16 protein-coding genes are annotated in these 19,957 nt (G+C 65.8%); 3 read left to right on the top strand and 13 right to left on the bottom strand.

What is annotated here, in order from left to right; genetic code table 11:
• Positions 1 to 5 precede the first annotated feature (5 nt).
• The 6 genes from IP69_RS03375 to IP69_RS03350 all read right to left on the bottom strand — a co-directional run bounded on the left by IP69_RS03375 (position 6) and on the right by IP69_RS03350 (position 5,321).
• Positions 6 to 836: a phosphatidate cytidylyltransferase gene (locus tag IP69_RS03375; protein WP_248306684.1), complete on the bottom strand. Its 831-nt coding sequence runs from the start codon at positions 834 to 836 to the stop codon at positions 6 to 8.
• Positions 833 to 1,591: an isoprenyl transferase gene (locus IP69_RS03370; protein ID WP_054141358.1), complete on the bottom strand. Its 759-nt coding sequence runs from the start codon at positions 1,589 to 1,591 to the stop codon at positions 833 to 835. Before IP69_RS03370 ends, IP69_RS03375 begins: the two co-directional genes overlap by 4 nt.
• Positions 1,592 to 1,664: 73 nt before the next feature.
• Positions 1,665 to 2,228 carry a ribosome recycling factor gene (gene frr, locus IP69_RS03365; RefSeq protein ID WP_054141357.1) on the bottom strand — a complete coding sequence of 188 codons (564 nt, stop codon included), beginning with the start codon at positions 2,226 to 2,228 and terminating at the stop codon, positions 1,665 to 1,667.
• 152 nt (positions 2,229 to 2,380) lie between these two features.
• Complete coding sequence (pyrH, locus tag IP69_RS03360; RefSeq protein ID WP_054141356.1) at positions 2,381 to 3,088, bottom strand: UMP kinase; 708 nt, start codon at positions 3,086 to 3,088, stop codon at positions 2,381 to 2,383.
• A gap of 111 nt (positions 3,089 to 3,199) precedes the next feature.
• Complete coding sequence (gene tsf / locus IP69_RS03355; protein ID WP_054141355.1) at positions 3,200 to 4,123, bottom strand: translation elongation factor Ts; 924 nt, start codon at positions 4,121 to 4,123, stop codon at positions 3,200 to 3,202.
• 187 nt (positions 4,124 to 4,310) lie between these two features.
• Complete coding sequence (locus IP69_RS03350) at positions 4,311 to 5,321, bottom strand: 30S ribosomal protein S2 (RefSeq protein ID WP_054141354.1); 1,011 nt, start codon at positions 5,319 to 5,321, stop codon at positions 4,311 to 4,313.
• 255 nt (positions 5,322 to 5,576) lie between these two features.
• Between IP69_RS03350 and IP69_RS03345 the strand changes: the two genes are divergently transcribed.
• Positions 5,577 to 6,749 carry a GGDEF domain-containing protein gene (locus IP69_RS03345; protein WP_248306683.1) on the top strand — a complete coding sequence of 391 codons (1,173 nt, stop codon included), beginning with the start codon at positions 5,577 to 5,579 and terminating at the stop codon, positions 6,747 to 6,749.
• A gap of 21 nt (positions 6,750 to 6,770) precedes the next feature.
• On the opposite strand, the gene IP69_RS03340 is transcribed toward IP69_RS03345, so the two are convergent.
• From IP69_RS03340 to IP69_RS03305, 7 genes are all read right to left on the bottom strand, one after another.
• A complete protein-coding gene (locus tag IP69_RS03340; protein ID WP_054141352.1) occupies positions 6,771 to 7,493 on the bottom strand; it encodes an FkbM family methyltransferase in 723 nt (240 codons plus the stop codon).
• A 106-nt stretch (positions 7,494 to 7,599) separates the two neighbouring features.
• Positions 7,600 to 11,073 (bottom strand): DNA polymerase III subunit alpha, encoded by a 3,474-nt coding sequence (gene dnaE / locus IP69_RS03335; protein ID WP_054141442.1) that lies wholly within the window; start codon positions 11,071 to 11,073, stop codon positions 7,600 to 7,602.
• Positions 11,074 to 11,530: 457 nt separating this feature from the next.
• Positions 11,531 to 12,229, bottom strand: coding sequence for an ABC transporter ATP-binding protein (locus IP69_RS03325; RefSeq protein ID WP_054141350.1), 699 nt, complete (start codon positions 12,227 to 12,229; stop codon positions 11,531 to 11,533).
• 5 nt (positions 12,230 to 12,234) lie between these two features.
• Positions 12,235 to 13,533, bottom strand: coding sequence for a lipoprotein-releasing ABC transporter permease subunit (locus IP69_RS03320; RefSeq protein WP_054141349.1), 1,299 nt, complete (start codon positions 13,531 to 13,533; stop codon positions 12,235 to 12,237).
• Positions 13,530 to 14,861: a proline--tRNA ligase gene (proS, locus tag IP69_RS03315; RefSeq protein ID WP_054141348.1), complete on the bottom strand. Its 1,332-nt coding sequence runs from the start codon at positions 14,859 to 14,861 to the stop codon at positions 13,530 to 13,532. Before proS ends, IP69_RS03320 begins: the two co-directional genes overlap by 4 nt.
• A gap of 134 nt (positions 14,862 to 14,995) precedes the next feature.
• A complete protein-coding gene (gene coaD, locus IP69_RS03310) occupies positions 14,996 to 15,502 on the bottom strand; it encodes a pantetheine-phosphate adenylyltransferase (protein WP_054141347.1) in 507 nt (168 codons plus the stop codon).
• Between the two features lie 60 nt (positions 15,503 to 15,562).
• Positions 15,563 to 17,689, bottom strand: coding sequence for a methyl-accepting chemotaxis protein (locus IP69_RS03305; protein ID WP_156323264.1), 2,127 nt, complete (start codon positions 17,687 to 17,689; stop codon positions 15,563 to 15,565).
• 110 nt (positions 17,690 to 17,799) lie between these two features.
• Between IP69_RS03305 and IP69_RS03300 the strand changes: the two genes are divergently transcribed.
• Together IP69_RS03300 and IP69_RS03295 are read left to right on the top strand one after the other, a co-directional pair.
• Positions 17,800 to 17,985, top strand: a complete 186-nt coding sequence (locus IP69_RS03300) for a hypothetical protein (RefSeq protein WP_054141345.1) — start codon at positions 17,800 to 17,802, stop codon at positions 17,983 to 17,985.
• A gap of 62 nt (positions 17,986 to 18,047) precedes the next feature.
• Positions 18,048 to 19,940, top strand: a complete 1,893-nt coding sequence (locus IP69_RS03295) for an ABC-F family ATP-binding cassette domain-containing protein (RefSeq protein ID WP_054141344.1) — start codon at positions 18,048 to 18,050, stop codon at positions 19,938 to 19,940.
• Positions 19,941 to 19,957: the final 17 nt, after the last annotated feature.

The raw sequence follows: 19,957 nt of genomic DNA, 5'->3' as shown, positions 1-19,957 counted from the left end.
GCGTTTCAGGGTTGGAGATGAGCGACGAACAAGGCGATGCCAGCAAAGACAAGCACTGCCCAATAGCCGTCGAGCCGATCGAGAAAGCCGCCATGGCCGGGGATCAGCCGGCTCGAATCCTTGGCGCCGAAGCGGCGTTTGAGCGCCGATTCGAACAGGTCGCCCATCTGGCTGAAGACCGATGCCGCAAGCGAGCCGCCGATGACCCATCCGGGGCCGACGATCGGTGCCGCCGCAGGCGTCGCCGCCCAGACAATATAGCCGCATAGGGTGCCGGCAATCGCCCCACCGATCGCGCCCGACCAGGTTTTTCCAGGGCTGACGCTCGGCATCAGCCTGGGGCCGCGGAGTTTGCGGCCGGTGAAATAGGCGGCGATATCGGTGGACCAGACCACCGCAAAACTCCAGATTACGAGCGCCAATCCGAGTTCGGGCAAGGCGCGCAGAGCCGGCGCGATCAGCGCGAAGGCGAGCGCATAGGCGACACCGCAAAGCTGCAGTGCGAGCCGGCCGCCGACCCATGGGGTTGCCATGGCGCCAGACAGGGCGGCCATGGCAGCGACACCGGCCAGCGCCGGCTGACTTGCCGGGGAGAAGCCCAGTAAGAGGCCCGCCACAACCACGGCGATCGCACCCGCGATGGCGTGGTCGCGGCCCGCCATGGCGAGCCATTCATAGGCGACGAGCCCGGCGACCAGGATCCAGACGATCCGAAACGGCCAGCCGCCCCAAGCGGTGGCTACCAAAATCACCGCGGCCATCACCAGCGCCGAGGCGACCCTCAGTCGCAATTCGCCCTGGCCCGCTCGGGGCGAGACAGGGACTTGCTCGGTCACGCCGCGCCCACCTTCCGGTCGAGCGCCTCGGGCACCCCGCCGAAACGGCGCTCGCGGCGGGCGTATTCGGCGAGAGCGGCCTCAAGCGCGGCGCGATCGAAATCCGGCCAGAGCACGGGGGTGAAGACGAACTCGGCATAGGCCGCCTGCCAGAGCAGGAAATTCGAGATGCGGGTTTCGCCAGAGGTGCGGATCACCAATTCCGGATCGGGCAGATCGGCGGTGTCCAGATGCAGACCCAGCATGTCTTCATCGATCGCGGTGGCATCGATCCGCCCGGCGGCGGCATCGGCCGCCAGCCGCCGCGCCGCGCGGACGATCTCGTCGCGGGCGCCGTAATTGAAGGCCACGACCAGCGTCATACGGGTGTTGTCGCGGGTTGCCGTTTCGGCGTGTTCGACGAGCCGCACGAGATCGGGCGTCAGGTCGTCTCGGCGCCCGATGATGCGGACCCGCACGCCCGAAGCCTTGAGTTCGGCGAGGTCCTTTTCAACGAAGCGCCTGAGCAGGCCGAGCAGGAAGGAGACCTCGGTCGCGGGCCTGCGCCAGTTTTCGGTGGAAAAACTGTAGAGAGTCAGAACCTTGACGCCCAGTTCACCGGCATTCCTGACCGTGCTGCGCAGCGCCTCGAGCCCACGCCGGTGGCCCTCCTGCCGCGGCAGGCCGCGCATCTGCGCCCAGCGGCCATTGCCGTCCATGATGATGGCGACGTGGACAGGAGGGTTGGATTGTCCCGGGCGATGGCCTGCTGACATGCTCGATATGCCTCATTGGGCCTTCAGTCGGGAAAGTCGGTGGCGTGTCACTGGTGCCTTGTCACCAACAGCATCAGACGCTGAGGATTTCCTTTTCCTTCGTCGCCAGCGCCTGGTCGATATCGCCGATATGCTGGTCGGTGAGCTTCTGCACCAGGTCGGACTGGCGTGTCACGTCGTCCTTGGTGAAAGCGCCGTCCTTCTCGACCTTCTTGATGATGTCGATGGCGTCGCGGCGAACATGGCGGACGGCGATCTTGGATTCCTCGGCATATTTATGCGCGACCTTGACCATTTCCTTGCGGCGCTGCTCATTCAGCTCCGGAATGCGGATGCGCAGCACCTGGCCTTCCGTCTGCGGGTTCAGGCCGAGATCCGATTCGCGGATGGCTTTTTCGACGGGGCCGACCATGCTGCGGTCCCAGACCTGAACGCTGAGGAGGCGCGCTTCTGGAACGCTGACGGTGGCGAGCTGCGCCAGCGGCTGGCGCGCACCATAGGCCTCGACCTGAATCGGATCGAGCATATTCGCCGAGGCACGGCCGGAGCGCAGCGACGCCAGGTCGCCCTTGAAGGACTGCAGCGCGCCCTGCATGCGGCGCTTCACGTCGGCGAGATCGAAAGTCGTCTGGGCCATCGTCTTATAGACCTTGAACTGTTGCAGCGCGCGATCAGCGAAAATGAGGCTTTCCGCCGGCGACGCTGCAAGATCGGATTGGCATTGTCGGATAATCCGGCGACCATGGCGGGGGGCCCGGCCAGGGTCAAGAACATCGTGACGCGGAGCGGTTAAGGCGTGACATAGGTTGCCCTGCCCTCGCCGCGCAGCACGGCAGCAAGCATGCCGGCTTCCGCGATCGAGAACACGACGATGGTCAGCCCGGCGTCGCGCGCCAGGGCGAAGGCGGCGGTATCCATGACCTTGAGGTCGCTCCGGATCGCCTCTTCATGGGTCAGGGTGTCGTAGCGGGTCGCCGCCGGGTCTTTCTTGGGATCGGCGGAGTAGACGCCATCGACCTGGGTCGCCTTGAGCAGATGGCTGCAGCCGAGTTCGGCCGCACGCAGCGCCGCACCGGTGTCGGTGGTGAAATAGGGGTTGCCGGTCCCGCCACCGAGCACAACGACCTTGCCGTTGGTGAGATGGTCGAGCGCCCGCTTGCGGGCATAACTCTCGCAGAGCGACGGCATCGGCACGGCCGACATGGCGCGGGCCGGGGCACCGGCGCTTTCGATGGCATGCTCGAGCGCGAGCGCGTTCATCACCGTGCCGAGCATGCCGATCGAATCGGCGCTGGTCCGGTCGAGGCCCTTGGTCAGGCCCTGGACACCGCGGAAGAAATTGCCGCCGCCGACGACGATGGCGATCTCGACGCCCTCGCGCGAGGCATTGGCGATGTCGGCGGCCAGAGCCGTCAGCGTGCCGCCATCGAGGCCGGATCCTGCTTGTCCTGCAAGAGCTTCGCCGGAGAGTTTAACGAGAACACGATTGGGTCTCAACGAATGTACTCCCTGCCTGCGGCGGAGTTATCGCCCGCCTGCATCGTTCTCTCACAAAAAAGGCCGCGCAGGGCGCGGCCTTTTCACGACTGTCTCGTCGAAGTAACGGGCTCAGCCCGTGGTGCCGCCGGCCGCGGCGACTTCAGCGGCAAAGTCCGTTTCTTCCTTCTCGATGCCCTCGCCAAGCGCATAGCGGGCAAAGCCGGTGAGCGCGACCGGAGCGCCGACCTTGCCCTCGATCTCCTTGAGGATCTGGCTGACTGACTTTGAGCCGTCATGGATATAGGCCTGCTCGAGCAGGCAGTATTCCTTGGCATAGCTCTTGAGGCCGCTCTCGGTGATCTTCTCGAGCACGTTGGCGGGCTTGCCGGCGTTCTTCTCGGCCAGAATCGCCTTCTCGCGGGCCAGCACCTCGGGATCGACCGAAGCGAGGTCGAGCGCGATCGGGTTGGTGGCCGCGACATGCATGGCGAGCTGACGGCCGAGCACGGCCAGTTCGTCAGCCTTGCCGGTCGATTCGAGCGCGACGATGACACCGATCTTGCCGAGCCCGTCGGCGACCGCGCCATGGACATAGGAGCCGATCACGCCGGCCGAAACCTTCAGCTGCGCAACGCGGCGCAGGGTCATGTTCTCGCCAATCGTGGCGATGGCGTTGGCGATCGCCTCCTGGACAGTGCCGCCGCCCGGATAGTGATGGGCCAGCACCGCTTCCGCATCGCCGCCGCGCTCCAGCGCGACATTGGCGATGCCATGAGCGAGCGCCTGGAATTCCAGGTTGCGGGCGACGAAGTCGGTCTCGGAGTTGAGCTCGATCACGACGCCGCTATGGCCGGAGATCGCAACCGCGACGAGACCCTCGGCGGCGACGCGGCCGGCCTTCTTTGCGGCCTTGGCAAGGCCCTTGGTGCGCAGCCAGTCGATCGCGGCCTCGATGTCGCCATCGACGGCCGAAAGCGCGGTCTTGCAGTCCATCATGCCCGCGCCCGTCTTGTCGCGGAGTTCCTTCACCATTCCGGCGGTGATCGCAGCCATCTCTATCGTCCTTGTCTGTCGTGCGGCGCCCGATAACGGCTGGCCGCGGAAATCATGCCTCCAGCCCCCGATGGGGAAACGCCGACGCTCCGTTTCCGGTCGTCGGCGCTGGTCGGCGTCAGTCGCAGTTCAATGCAGCAATCGGATTGCGACGCGCCGATGACGCGCCGCAATCGATATTCAAGCCTCAGGCGTCGGCGAGTTCGCGCGACTGGATGATCCAGCCTTCGCGCTCGATGCGGCCGGCGAGCTTCAGGTCCTGATCGACCTTGGTCACGTCGGCAGGCGCCATGGCGGCAAACTGCCAGAAGTGGAACAGACCGCCATCGTTGAGCTTCTGAACGAGCTCGGGGCCCATGCCCGAGAGCTTCATCAGATCGTCCGGGGCGCCACGCGGCGCGGTCAGCAGCTCGAAGGGCACGCCGGCATCCGCAGCGGCCGGCTCTGCGAGCGCCTCCTCGATGATCATCGGGGCCTCGGCAGCGCCAAGATCGACGCCATGGTCGCCCGAAGCGCGCGAGATGCCATCGATGGCCGAACGGGCAACGAGATCGCAATAGAGCTGGATCGCGCGGCCGGCGTCGTCATTGGCGGGCACCGGGAAGGTAATGCCATCCGGATCCGAGTTCGAGTCGATGATGGCTGCGACCGGGATGCCGAGGCGCTGGGCCTCCTTGATCGCGAGCGCTTCCTTGTTGGTGTCGATGACGAAGATCATGTCGGGCGTGCCGCCCATGTCCTTGATGCCGCCGAGCGCCTTCTCGAGTTTGTCGCGCTCGCGCGCCAGCATCAGGCGCTCCTTCTTGGTCAGACCGGTGCCGCCGCCGCTCAGCAGCTCGTCGACCTTGCGCAGGCGCTGGATCGAGGCGGAAATGGTCTTCCAGTTGGTCAGCATGCCGCCGAGCCAACGCGAATTCACATAATACTGGGCCGAGCGCTTGGCGGCATCGGCGATGGCGTCCTGCGCCTGGCGCTTGGTGCCGACGAAGAGAACGCGGCCGCCGCGAGCAACGGTGTCCGACACCGCCTGCAGGGCGCGCGACAGCATCGGCACCGACTGCGAAAGATCGAGGATGTGGATGTTGTTGCGGGTTCCGAAGATGTAGGGCGACATCTTCGGGTTCCAGCGATGCGACTGGTGGCCGAAATGCGCTCCAGCCTCGAGGAGCTGGCGCATGGAGAAATCTGGCAGTGCCATGGTCTGTGACGTCCTTAACCGGTTGAGCCTCTGGGGTGCGAATAACCAAGCATGAGCTGCAAGGTCACCGGAACGTCTCAGGTCTGAGACGGTGCTCCCCATGTGGGATGGGCAGCGCCATACAGGGGAAGCGCTGCGAATGCAAGGCGCCACCGCTGCTTGCTCGCCATTGTGCCGAGCACATCGTCATTCTGCGCTCGGGTTTCGACTCTGTTCACCGGGCTCTGCTAAAGGCGGAGCAACTGGTGGGACAGCGTGACATTGCTCCTTGATCTGCGCACGATCTACGCGGTGGCTGCGGCCACCTCTATCATTCTCGGCTGCATGCAGCTGGGCGCCTTTGCGACGGGTCGCTTCCAGCGTTGGCCGCTGTGGTGGGGGCTCAGCAGCCTGCTGATCGGCTTCGGCATCTTGCTGACCACCTTCCGCGGCACGATCTCCGATGTAGCGTCGATCGGGCTGTCCAACACGCTGACCTGGGCCGGCTATCTGATGGTCCTGGTCAGCGTCCGCAGCTTCGCGGGACTGCGACCGATGCCGATCCTGTATGTCACGGCCGTGGTCGGCGCCTCGCTGCTGCTGCTGCTGTGGATCGAGCCGGAGGGCTTTTCGAACCGCGCGGCGCTGATCTCGCTGCTGTTGGCCAGCTGCGACGTCGCCGTGGCGCGCGAAGGCGTCGGCCTGGCACGGCGCGAGAAACTTCGGTCGGCCTGGATCCTGGTCGTGCTGTTCCTGCCGACGGCGGGCCTGTTCTTCGCCCGCTCTGTGCTGGCGATGTTGGGTCAGCTGGGAACCGAACTTTTCCCAGCCGGCCCCGTACCGCTGCAATGGACTTCGGTCGGTGCTGCGGCCCTGCTGATCATCCGCAGCAACGCGCTCATGCTGCTGGCGACCGAGCGCAGCAGCAACCAGCTCGTCGCACTCGCCCAGCATGATGCCTTGACCGGCGCCATGAACCGCGCCGGCCTCGAGCAAGCCATGCAGCAGTTCACCGGCCGCCTGCGCCAACCGCGGCGCGTCGCGCTGCTTGTGGTCGATATCGACCACTTCAAGGCGCTCAACGACACGCATGGCCATGCCGCTGGCGACGAAATCCTGCGTCTTTTCGCCGAGGTTGCCCGGGGCGAATTGCGCAGCGGGGACATCGTGGCGCGGCAAGGGGGGGACGAGTTCGCCATCGTCCTGCCGGGTATCGAACTCGCCGAGGCGATGCGCGTCGCCGAAAGGCTCCGCAAGGCCTTTGTGACGGCCGTTACGGACCGACCCGGGATCGCGCGCGCTCCGACGCTGAGCATCGGCGTCACCGAGGGCGACGCCGCCGCTCAAACGCTTGATGCGCTGCTGCGCGAAGCCGACGAGGCGCTCTATCGCTCGAAGCGGACGGGGCGGGACCGGGTGCTGCCGCGGCTGGAGGCGATGGCCGTTTAAAGCCAGCGCCAGCGCGCCGGTTCAACGTCCGGCGGAGCGCGTCATCCGGGTCATGCCCTTGCGGGCGGCGAACATACGGCCATAGACGTCGCCGGCCAGATCTGGCCGGTAGCAGCGCTGCTCCAGCAGCGGATCCCAAATATGCTCGACCGTATCGATCAGGTCGAAATCGGCGTGCAGCCGGGCCTCGAGCTGGAGGCGGTTCTTGCGGTTCTGATATTCCAGCAAAACCAGCGAGGTCCTCGACAGGTCGATCGCCTCGAGCACGTCGCCCTCGCCGCCTTCGATGTCGATCTTGACGATATCGGCCGATGCCAGGCTGGCGGGATCGACGACCGCGACCTCGTAGCGTTCAACCATGGCGCCATCGACGAAGGTGTCGCCCGCATAGGAAGCCAGCCCCGATTCGCCATCGCCGGCGAAGCGGCTGACGAAGCTCGCCGTCTTCGCGCCGCCGGGAAACAGCGCGGCATTGACCGCAACAATGTCGCGCCGCAACTGCGTGTTGCGCTGGAGCAGCTCGAACGTGCCTGGATGCGGCTCGTAGGACGTCACCAGGCTGCCCGGCCAGCGCGCCGTCGCCCACAAGGCGAAGGAACCGACATTGGCGCCGATGTCGAGGATCTCAAGCCCGACGCCGTCATAGCCGGTCTCGTATTCGCCTTCGAGAACGTCCTTGATGGCCCAGTGCATCGCCTCTGGCACGAACAGGCTCATCGGAATCTGCGCGACATAGTTCTTCACGGCTGCCCCCCGGCATCGAGACGACGCGCCACCGTTCCGGCAGGCTTTGACGTCGGATCGTCAGAATGCATTGCCGGCTGCCGCGCACAAGACCAGCCTGTTCGAATTAACGCAGTTCGACGCTGACGACGCCGGGCGCGGCCCTGACCGCGTTGGCGATCTGCTGGTTGACCGGATATTTGCCCGGCAGTTCGATTTCGACCTCCTGGGCGCCGTCGTCGAGAATCATCACCAGCGCGATCTTGCCGTCGGCCTTGAGGCCGTCGCCGCGCGGGCGGACGCGCTCGGCGATCGAGGCCAGGGCCTTGTCGTCGCGCAGATAGACCAACAAATCCTGCTTCTGGCGCGCGGCGAGATCGTCGAGGACCTCGACATCCTCGATGCGCGGGCGGACATCCTCGCCGTCGAGCACGGCCGAAAGCCGCAGGACGAGCGCCCTGCCCGGCTCAAGCAAATCGCGGTGGCGCTGCAGACCTTCCGAGAACAGGATCGCCTCGAACTGCCCGCTGGGATCGGACAGGTTGACGATGCCCATCTTGGAGCCGGACTTGGTGCGCCGCTCGGACTTGTCGATCACCGAGACCGCGACCTTGCCGACGCCGGTGCCGTTGGCGCGGACCATCTGGGCAAAATCGGCGAAACGCTGCACCCGCAGCCGCTTCAGGACATGCTCGTAGTCGTCGAGCGGATGGCCGGAGAGGAAGAACCCCACCGCGTCATGCTCGCGCTTGAGTCGTTCCGCCGGCGCCCAGGGCTCGACGGGGGGAATGCGGAAGGCCTCCTGCACCGAGCCGCCGCCGAACAGTTCCGACTGGCCACCGAGCGCAGCGTCGCGGGTGCGGTTCGAGAGCGCCAGCATGCCGTCGATCGCCGCCATGGCGCGGGCGCGTTCGGGCTCCAGCGCATCCATCGCGCCGGCCGCGATCAGCGCCTCGATGGTGCGCCGATTGACCAGCTTGGTGTCGATCCGACGGGCGAAATCGGCAAGGTCCATGAAATCCCCGCCGGCCCGGCGCGCGGCGACGATCGATTCGACGGCCGCCGTGCCGACACCCTTGATCGCACCCAGCGCGTAATGGATCGCACCCTCATGAACGTCGAAATCGACGCCGGAGCGGTTGATCGCGGGCGGCAGCACCTTGATGCCGAGGCGCTCGGCATCGCGGCGGAATTCGGAGAGCTTGTCGGTGTTGCCCATGTCCAGCGTCATCGACGCCGCCAGGAACTCGACCGGATAATTCGCCTTCAGGAAGGCGGTCTGGAAGGCGACGACAGCGTAGGCCGCCGCATGGCTCTTGTTGAAGCCGTAATCGGCGAATTTCGCCAGAAGATCGAAGATCTCCGAGGCGATGTCCTTGGTCATCCCGCCCTCGACGGCGCCCCTGACGAAGCGGTCGCGCTGGGCGTCCATCTCGGCCTTGATCTTCTTGCCCATGGCCCGGCGCAGCAGGTCCGCCTCGCCGAGCGAATAGCCCGAGAGCGCCTGCGCCACCTGCATCACCTGCTCCTGGTAGACGATGATGCCATGCGTCTCGGAGAGGATCGGCTCCATCTTGGGATGCAGATAGGTCGGCGCCTCCTGCCCGAGCTTGCGGCGGCAATAGCTCGGAATGTTGTCCATCGGGCCCGGCCGGTAGAGCGCGACCAGCGCGATTAGATCCTCGATCCGGTCTGCCTTCATCTCGACCAGCGCCTTGCGCATGCCGGCGCTTTCCACCTGGAACACGCCGACGACCTCGCCGCGTGCCAGCATGGCGTAGCTCTTGGGATCGTCGAAGGGCAGGCTCGCCAGATCCACTGCGATGCCGCGCTGGGCGATCAGCTTCACTGCGGTCGAGAGTGTCGTCAGGGTCTTGAGGCCGAGGAAGTCGAACTTCACCAGACCGGCCTGTTCGACCCATTTCATGTTGAACTGGGTGACCCGCATCCCGGTGCGCGGATCGACCGAAAGTGCGACGAGTTCTTCCAGCGGCCTGTCGCCGATCACGACGCCCGCTGCGTGGGTCGAGGCATGGCGGTGCAGGCCCTCGAGCTTCTGGCCGATCTCGAGCAGGCGCGCGACGATCGGCTCCTCTTCCGCCGCCTGCTGGAGCTTGGGCTCGCCGGCGATCGCATCCTTCAGGGAGATCGGCTTGGCCGGGTTCTGCGGCACCAGCTTGGTGAGGCGGTCGACCTGGCCGTAGGGCATCTCCAGCACGCGGCCGACGTCGCGCAGGACGCCGCGCGCGAGCAGCGTGCCGAAGGTGATGATCTGCGCAACGCGCTCCTCGCCATAGCGGTGCTTGACGTAGTCGATCACCTCTTCACGCCGGTTCTGGCAGAAGTCGATGTCGAAGTCGGGCATCGAGACGCGGTCTGGGTTCAAGAAGCGCTCGAACAGCAGGCCGAAGCGCAGCGGATCGACATCGGTGATCGTCAGCGCATAGGCAACGAGCGAACCCGCACCCGAACCACGGCCGGGACCGACGGGGATGTCATGATCCTTGGCCCATTTGATGAAGTCGGCAACGATCAGGAAGTAGCCGGGAAACTTCATCCGGGTGATGATCGAGAGCTCGAAATCGAGCCGCTTTTCGTAGGTCTCGACGCTGTAACCCTCGGCGGGGCCATGCTTGGCCAGCCGGGCGGCCAGGCCCGCCTTGGCCTGGATCTGCAGCTCGTCGGCCTCGTCGCGGCCCTCCTCCCCGAAGCGCGGCAGGATCGGCTTGCGCAGGCCCACCCGCCAGGTGCAGCGCATCGCGATCTCGACGGTGGCCGAGAGCGCCTCGGGCAGATCGGCGAAGCGGCGCTTCATCTCGGCGCGGCTGGTGAAGTAATGCTCCGGGGTCACCCGGCGGCGCTCGCCATCCGAGACGAGCCGCCCCGCCGCGACCGCCAGCAGCGCGTCATGGGCATCGTAATCGGCTGGCTTGGCGAAGAAGGGCTCGTTGGTGGCGACGATCGGCAGATCGGCGTCATAGGCGAGACGCAGCAGATGCGCCTCGACGACGTCGTCCCCATCGCCGCCATGGCGCTGGATCTCGACATAGAGTCGATCGCCAAAGAGCTGAGACAAGGCCGAGAGGCGCGCGCGCGCCTGCGGAACCTGGCCGTTGCGCAAAGCAAGATCGACCGGGCCGCCATGACCGCCGGTGAGTGCGATCAGGCCGTCATGATGCGCCGCGATGCGATCGAGATTCGACAGCGGCTGGCCGGAGCCGCCGCTCGCCAGCGCGGCTTCCGTCACCAGCTTCATCAGGTTGCCGTAGCCGGTCTCGTTCATCGCGAGCAGGACCAGATGCGGCGGGACCTGCTGGATCGTCTTGCGGCTGCCCTCGGCCTCGTCGGCGAAATCAACCGCCAGTTGCACCCCGACGATCGGCTGGACACCAACGCCGACAAGCTTTTCGGAGAACTCCAGCGCGCCGAACAGGTTGTTGGTATCGGTCAGAGCCAGCGCCGGCTGGCCGTCGGCCGCCGCCATCTTCGCCAGCGTGCCGACCATCAAGGCGCCCTCGAGCAGGGAATAGCTCGAATGGACATGGAGATGGACGAAGCCGACCTCGGAGAGAACGCGCGTGTCGCCCGGTTCGCGTGCCATCATCCGCCCTGCGCTGGTCTGCCTGAACGGCGAGTCGCCTGCCGCCATCGGAGGTCTTTATGGAGCGGCGCGTCATCCGGCGTCCATGGCGCGGATCGTCGCCTCTGTGGACATTCAGATGTTGGGCGCTGAGAGCAGTGCCGCCCAGACCCAAATCATGCCCAGGAACAATCCCAATGATGCAATCTCCGCGATACCCGCTGCCAACTTGCGCGCTACGGTCATGGCCATCTCCTGCGTTTCTGCTATGTTCAGATTAGTTCATGTTTTGTTCCCGTCAATGTCGAAGCGTGAGTTGCAGGGCGCGCATAGCAAATGCGGTTAACGAAGGGTAAAGGATCGAAGGCCGGGAAGATCGCCCGGTCGGCGGCCGCTTTGCAGTTCGCGCCACCGGACCGGGTCTCATCTCCGCGATAGGCTTTGGCTGCGCGGCGCCCTGAACGCCGGGCCGGGCGCGTCAGAGCGGCACGACATGCCCGTCGCGGATCGTCACCTGACGGTCCATCCGGCGGGCGAGATCGAGATTATGGGTCGCGATCAGCGCCGCCAGCCCCGAGGCGCGCGCCAGCGCCACCAGCGTCTGGAAGACGTGCAAGGAGGTGTGCGGATCGAGATTGCCCGTGGGTTCGTCGGCCAGCAGCAGACGCGGCGTGTTGGCCACCGCGCGGCCGATGGCGACACGCTGCTGCTCACCGCCGGAGAGTTCGCCGGGCAGATGGTCGAGCCGCTCGCCCAGACCCAGGAAGGTCAGGAGTTCGGCCGCCCGCTCCTGCGCCAGCTGCTTGGACAGACCGCGGATGCGCTGCGGCAGGACGACGTTCTCCAGCGCCGTGAACTCCGGCAGCAGGTGGTGGGCCTGATAGACGAAGCCGATCTCGGTGCGGCGCAGGCGCGTGCGGCCCTTGTCGTCGAGCTTGGTCGTCGGCAGGCCACCGACGAAGACCTCGCCGCCATCGGGCCGCTCGAGCAGCCCGGCGACATGCAGGAGTGTCGATTTCCCGGTGCCGCTGGGGGCGACGAGCGCGACGAGTTCTCCGGGCCAGAGCGCGAAATCCGCTTTGCGGAGGATCTCGAGCGGGGCGTCGGTCTGGGGATAATAGCGCTCGACCTGGGATAGGAAGAGCGCGGGTGTCTCGCGGGGCGTGGTGTCGGACATGCGCCTCAGCCCATCCTCAAGGCCTGGACGGGGTCGAGCCGCGCCGCCTTCCAGGCCGGATAGAGGGTCGCCAGCAGCGACAGGACGAGCGCCATCAAGACGACGCTGGTGACCTCGCCCCAGTCGATCACCGAGGGGATGTCGCTGAGGAAGCGCACCGTCGGGTCCCAGAGATTGGCTCCGGTGATCCAGTTCAGCGCGGCCATGATGACCTTGATGTTCTTGGCGAAGACGATGCCGAGCGCGAGCCCCGCCAGCGTGCCGAAGACGCCGATCGCCGCGCCCGTGATCAGGAACACCCGCAACACCGTGCCGCGCGTCGCGCCCATGGTCCGCATGATGGCAATGTCGGCAGTCTTGTCCTTCACCAGCATGATCAGGCCCGAGACGATGTTGAGCGCCGCGACCAGCACGATCAGGGTCAGGATGATGAACATGACGTTGCGCTCGACCTCAAGCGCGTTGAAGAAGCTGCGGTTGCGCTGGCGCCAGTCGGAGAGAACGAGCGGGCGCGGCGCATCGGCCTCGATCGCGTCGCGGACGGCCTGCGTTCTGTCTGGATCGTCGACGAAGATCTCGATGACGTTCACATCGCCTTCGCGGTTGAAATAGGCCTGAGCCTCGGTCAGCGGCATGAAGACGAAGGAGGCGTCGAATTCGGTCATGCCGATCTCGAAGATCGCCTGGATCGGGTAGGCCTTGATGCGGGGCGCGGTGCCAAACGGGGTCGAGGCGCCCTTGGGCGAGATGATGTTGATCGAATCGCCGGCCTGCAGGCCCAGCGAATCCGCCAGCCGCTTGCCGACGGCCACGCCGCCGGCACCGTCGAAGCCATCGAGCGAGCCGCGCCGGACATTGCCGCCGACGAAGGGGATCGCCTTGATGTCGGCCTCGCGGATGCCACGCACCAAAACGCCGCCATTGCCGGTCTGCGAGGAGGCGAGCGCCTGCCCTTCGACCAGCGGGATGGCGAGCTTGACGCCGGGGATGGCGCGCAGCCGCATCGAGACCACGTCGTAATCGTCGAGCGGGCGATCGATCGGCGTGGCGAAGATGTGGCCGTTCACGCCGACGATCTTCTCCAGCAGTTCCTTGCGGAAGCCGTTCATCACCGACATCACGATGATCAGCGTCGCGACGCCAAGCAGGATGCCCAGAAACGAGAAGCCGGCGATGACCGAGACGAAGCCCTCGCGCCGGCGGGTGCGCAGATAGCGACCGGCCAGCAGCCATTCGAAGCCGGCGAAGGGCTTCGTGCCGGTCGGGGTTTCGCTCTGGCGATCCTGATCGCTTGCGAGGCTCACGCCGCCTTGCCCTTGAAGCGGGCGAGCGCCTCTTCGAGCGAAACCGTCTCGCGCTCGCCACTGGTGCGGCGCTTGATCTCGACCTTGCCCTCGGCCAGCCCCTTGGGGCCGACGATGATCTGCCACGGCACGCCGATCAGATCGGCGGTGGCGAATTTCCCGCCCGGACGGGCATCGGTGTCGTCGTAGAGCGCGTCATAGCCGCGCGCCATGAGCGCCTCATAAACCTGCTCGCAGGCCCCGTCGGTCGCGGCGTCGCCGGCCTTGAGGTTCAGAACCGCGACGTCGAAAGGCGCAATCTCGTCGGGCCAGATGATGCCGGCGTCGTCATGGCCGGCCTCGATCAGGGCGGCGACGAGGCGGCTCGGGCCGATGCCGTAGGAGCCCATATGGACGGGCAGGTTCTGGCCGTCGGGACCCTGGACGGTGGCTCCCATCGGCTCGGAGTATTTCGTGCCGAAATAGAAGATATGGCCGACCTCGATGCCGCGTGCCGAGAGCTGGCTCTCGGCTGGAATCGCGTCATAGGCCGCCTTGTCGTGCATTTCCTCGGTCGCGGCATAGAGGCTCGTCCATTTATCGACGATGCCCTTCAGCCCTGCGACGCTGTCGAAATCGGTGTCGGCGGCCGGCGTCTCGAAGTCGAGATAATCCTTGTGGCAGAAGACCTCGCTCTCGCCGGTCGAGGCCAGCACAATGAACTCGTGGCTGAGGTCGCCGCCGATCGGCCCGGTGTCGGCGCGCATCGGGATGGCCTTCAGGCCGAGCCGCGCGAAGGTACGCAGATAGGCGGTGAACATGCGGTTATAGGCATGGCGGGCGGCGTCCTGATCGACGTCGAAGGAATAGGCGTCCTTCATCAGGAATTCGCGTCCGCGCATCACGCCGAAACGGGGGCGGACCTCGTCGCGGAACTTCCATTGGATGTGATAGAGGTTCAGCGGCAAGTCCTTGTAGGACTTCACGTAAGAGCGGAAGATGTCGGTGACCATCTCCTCATTGGTCGGCCCGAACAGCATGTCGCGTTCATGCCGGTCCTTGATCCGGAGCATCTCCTTGCCATAGGCGTCGTAGCGCCCGCTCTCGCGCCAGAGATCGGCGGATTGCACCGTCGGCATCAGGATTTCGATCGCGCCCGAACGGTCCTGCTCCTGCCGGACCACGGCGCTGATCTTGTTCAGGACCCGCAGGCCCAAAGGCAGCCAGGAGTAGATGCCGGCGGCCTGCTGGCGGATCATGCCGGCACGCAGCATCAGCCGATGCGAAACGATCTCGGCTTCCTTGGGCGTGTCGCGCAGTATCGGCAGGAAATAGCGGGAGAGGCGCATCGGACAAACTCAATCGGGGAAGATGCGCGAGGAGCGGCGCATCGAGTCACTTCGCCAGAGACACCATCGCTTTGCACAAAATGCAAACCAAAATCCGATCCCGCCCTTGCAATGGCAGGTTCGGCTGTCGCGGCTCAGCGCTGGGCGAAACGATCCTTCAACGCCTGGACCACGGCGGCGGGAGCGAAGGGCGTGACATCCCCGCCCATCGCCGCAATCTGCCGCACGAGCGTCGCGGTGATGTGGCGCACAGCCGCCGATGCCGGCAGGAACACCGTCTGGATATCGGGCGCCATGACTGCGTTCATGCCCGCCATCTGAATCTCGTAATCGAGATCGGAGCCATCGCGCAGGCCGCGCATAATGATCGTGGCGCCGGCCCGCCGCGCGGCATCGACGGCGAGATCGTCGAAGGTCACGACGTCGAGCGTTGTCCCGGTCGCTGACAGGAGGGGGGTGGCCACCTCGCGCAGCAGGGCTGTGCGGTTCTCGGCGCTCAGGAGCGGCGTCTTCCCGGGGTGAACGCCGATCGCCAGCACGAGCCGGTCGCATAGCCTTGCGGCGCCGGCGATGACGTCGATGTGTCCATTCGTGACCGGATCGAAGGAGCCGGTATAGAAGGCGGTGCGGGTCTTTGCCATCGGTGTCATGCTTCAGCGATAATCGCTGGCGCCCTGCGCGACAAGCCGCCGAGCGTCCGGTCAGGCCGCCCGGACCTGGACGATGAAGCCGGCCACCCGGGACTTCAGCGACTGCGCGAGTTCGGTGAGCTCAGTCGAGGCGCGGGCGACGGCGGCGGCGGCGTCCGATGTCTGATGCGACGCCGCCGAGACAAGGCTCGTGGCCTCACCGATCCGGCTGAATTCGCGTGTCGCGAGCCCCACATCCTCGACGATCGCATGGGTCACGCCGTGCTGGCGGCGCATCGTCTCGGCCGAGCGCCGGACCGCCTCGCTGAGACCGCCGATCATATCGCGAATGCCGGCGATGGCCTCGACGGTGGCTGTCGTCGCAGCGTTCATGGTCGCGATCTGCCTGGTAATGTCGTCGATGGCGCGGGCCGTCTGGCCGGAGAGACCCTTGACCTCGGAGGCGACGACGGCAAAGCCGCGCCCGGCCTCCCCCGCGCGTGCAGCCTCGATCGTGGCGTTGAGCGCGAGCAGATTGGTCTGGGCAGCGATCTCGGAAATCAGTCCGATCACGTCGGAGACGCGTGCGGCGCCGACAGCGAGCTGCTCGACGACGCTGCCCATCTGATCGGCATGATCCTTCGCAGAGCGGGCCGACCGATCCGAAGACTGCACGTCGGCGTCCAGCTGGTCGATCGCCCCGCGCAGATCCTTTGCGGCGCTTTCAATCGAGCGGATGCTGGCGACCGCGCGGCAGGTCGAGCCGTGAACCGTATCGGCATTGGCCTGGGTTTCGTTGGCTCCGCCAGACAATTCCTTTGCCGTGACGCTCAGCTGTTCGGCGGCAGCCGACACCGAAGCCGTGACCCCCATGACCGACCGTTCGAGATCGCTCGCCAGATCGGCCAGCAGGATCGAACGCTGAAAATCGGCTTCGCGCTCCCGCTCCTCGCGCTCGCGCAGGCGCTGTGCTTCGTCACCCATCATGTTCTGGCGAATGCGCGCGACGGCGGCGGCGATCGCGCCGATCTCGTCGCGGCGGCGTTCACCCGGGATGCGCAGATCGGTGCGCCCTGCCGCAATGCCCGCCAGCGCCTCCGCCAGGCCGGAAATCGGCCGCGCGACCGACAGACCGAGAAACAGGGCGATGATCAACACGGGGCCCAGCACTGTCAGACCACTGATCAGCAGGGCGCGATCGAGCTCACCAACGACGGCAAAGGCTTCGCGTTCAGGCTCCGTCAGCCAAAGCAGCCAGGTGTTGCCCGCCACATTGACCTCGCGGCCGCCTGCAACCAGCCGCTCTCCATCGTGGCTGGTCAGCTTCAGCAGGGTATTGCGGCTTTCCGCCAGGCGGCGCTGATCGAGGGTTTCGCGCGGCGCGGTCCCGACGCGGCGCGCGGCCGGGTTCGAGCGCATGAAACCATCGGCTCCCACGACATAGGTCGCAATGCCGTGCGACGTCCCCGCGATCGAGGTCAGCACATTGTCGATAAACATGGTGCTGACCGAAACGACGATGACGCCAATCGGCTCGCGTGAAACCGGATTGTAGAAGCGTTGCGCCAGAAAAGCGCGTGGTTCGCCGCCCACGAGATCATAGGGTGCAAAATCCGCAGTCGACAGCGTGTCGTCGACGGCTGTCCTCGCTGCTGCAACGACTTTCGCAAATGCGGAGCCCGCGATTTCAGGATCGGTTACCAACCGTCCGAATTCCGCTCCCTTGGTGACGCTGTAAACGACGCGCCCCATCGGCGAGACCAGATAGATATCCGCATAGTCGAACTCCTTGGCCGCAGTGCGGAAGGTTTCGTGGAACACGGTATGGCGCTGAAGATAGCCATTGCTCTGGCCGCTGCCGGTCCGATCGATGGGTGCGAGAGATGCCGGTCCCGCCTCTCGCTGGAAATAAGACAGGATGCCGGCACGCTCGTCGCTCAACTCCATCCAGCCCATGATCTCGTCAAGAGACGACACCAGATGCGCGCTGCGGGCTTTCACGGAAATTTCGCTGGTCAGACGCTGCCAGCGGCGCTCGAGCGCCTTCGCACGCCCCTCCGCCATGATCGTGAGGCGCTGATGCACCGCTTCATCAGCCCAATTGGTCACAGCGCGGTAGCCCGACAGGCCCACGGCCAACACGGCCAGGCAGGCCAAAAGCAGCATGGCAGCAGGAAGCTTGACCCTCAGGCTCGACAAGTCGTGGAACTCCGGATTCCGTAACGTAATCGCACCGGAACACCAAAACTCATCGCAGTTAATTTTGCCTGAAGTCAGCCGATCAGGAAGAGTGGACCAGGCTCGCCAGCATGACCACGCTGCCGGCCAAGACTGATAGAAAAACCAACGACGAAGCGGCGAGCGACCGCCTGCTTCGGCTTAATGCGTTCAGATCGAACCGCATGGATATTGACCCCCGAATCGAACTATCTCACATGACCTTGGGTGATCGCGCCGCCGGGCCGCGAAATGGCGAGATCATGGCGGAAGCGTGACTGGGCCAATGCACTCGTTTTCGTGATTGCGTTGGCCCGGTGTTCACGTCAAAACCCCGGCCATGCTCACCATCAACGACATCACCTATCGTCTCGGCGAGAGATTGCTGCTCGACCATGCCAGCGCCTCGCTGCCGGATGGCTCGCGCGTCGGGCTCGTCGGCCGCAACGGCACCGGCAAGACGACGCTCTTCCGGATGATCACGGGCGATCTCTCGCCCGAAGGCGGCAATATCAGCCTGCCGAAGGGGCGGCGCATCGGCGGCGTCGCGCAGGAGGCGCCGGGCGGGCCGGAAACATTGATCGAGGTCGTGCTCGCCGCCGATACCGAGCGTGCGGCGCTGCTGGCCGAGTCGGAGACGGCCACGGATCCCCTGCGCATCGCCGAGATCGGCACAAGGCTGGCCGATATCGATGCCCATTCGGCACCCGCCCGGGCAGCCACCGTGCTGCATGGGCTGGGCTTCAACGAGGAAGCGCAGCAGCGGCCCTGCTCGGACTTCTCAGGCGGCTGGCGCATGCGCGTCGCACTTGCCGCCGTGCTATTTTCCGAGCCCGACCTGCTGCTGCTCGACGAGCCGACCAACTATCTCGATCTCGAGGGCACGCTGTGGCTCTACGACTATCTGGAGCGCTATCCGCATACCGTGCTGGTCGTCAGCCATGACCGCGAATTGCTGGACACCTGCGTCGATCACATCCTGCATCTGGATGGCGGCAAGCTGACGATCTATCGCGGCGGCTACACCTCCTTCGCCAAGCAGCGCGCCGAGAAGCAGATGCAGCTCTCCAAGGCCAAGGAGAAGCAGGACGCCGAGCGCAAGCATCTCCAGGCCTTCGTAGACCGCTTCAAGGCCAAGGCCTCGAAGGCCCGCCAGGCGCAGTCCCGCGTCAAGCGGCTGGAGAAGATGGGCACGATCGACACCATCGTCGATCGCGACGTCCAGCCCTTCAGCCTGCCCGGCCCCGAGCGGCCGCTGGCGCCCCCGATGATCGTGCTCGACAATGCCAGCGCCGGCTATGGCGAGCGCACCGTTCTGTCGAAGCTGAACCTGACGCTTCTGCCCGACGATCGCATCGCGCTGCTCGGCTCGAATGGCAACGGCAAATCGACCTTCTGCAAGCTGATCGGCGGGCGCATGGCGCCGCTGACGGGCACGATGCGCAGCTCGTCGAAGCTGGAGACGGCCTATTTCGCCCAGCACCAGCTCGACGAATTGCGGCTGGAGGACACGCCGGTCGCCCATCTGCGCGACCTGATGCCCGACGCGCCCGAGGCCAAGGTGCGCTCCAAGGCGGCGCAGATCGGCTTTCCGGCGGCCAAGGCCGAAACACCCGTCAAGAACCTCTCGGGCGGCGAGAAAGCGCGGCTGATGCTGGGGCTCGCGGCTTTCGGGGGGCCGCATCTGCTGATCCTCGACGAGCCGACCAACCATCTCGACATCGACAGCCGCACGGCGCTGGTCAACGCGATCAACGACTATCCCGGCGCCGTGATCCTGGTCAGCCATGACCGCTTCCTGATCGAGTCCTGCGCCGACCGGCTCTGGATCGTCGGCGACGGCACGGTGAAGAATTTCGACGGCGACATGGAGGATTATCGCAGCCTCGTGCTCGGCGGCGCCAAGGCGGCCAGGCGCGAGAAGGCGGCGGCCGAGAAGGCTGTGCCCGAGGCCGCCGCCGGTGGCGGCAAGGCCGAGGAGCGCAAGGGCGCGGCAGTCAAGCGCGTCGCGCAGGGGCCGCTGCGGCAGAAGCTCAACCTGGCCGAAGCCAGGATCGCCAAGCTCACCGGGCTGATCGAGAAGGTCGACGGCGTGCTTGGGAACGGCTCGGCCTTCGCCCGCGACCCCGACAAGGCGCGCGAACTGTCGAAGCAGCGCGCGGTTCTGGCCAAGACGCTGGAGGCTGCCGAGGAGGAGTGGCTGGAGCTGAGCGCGGAGCTGGAAAGCGCCTGAGCCTATCGCTGACGGTT

This window comes from Allobosea sp. AAP35 (assembly GCF_001295925.1).
Classification (GTDB): Bacteria; Pseudomonadota; Alphaproteobacteria; order Rhizobiales; family Beijerinckiaceae; genus Allobosea.
The sequence above is the reverse complement of the archived record's forward strand: the minus strand, read 5'-3'. Positions and strand labels throughout refer to the sequence as shown.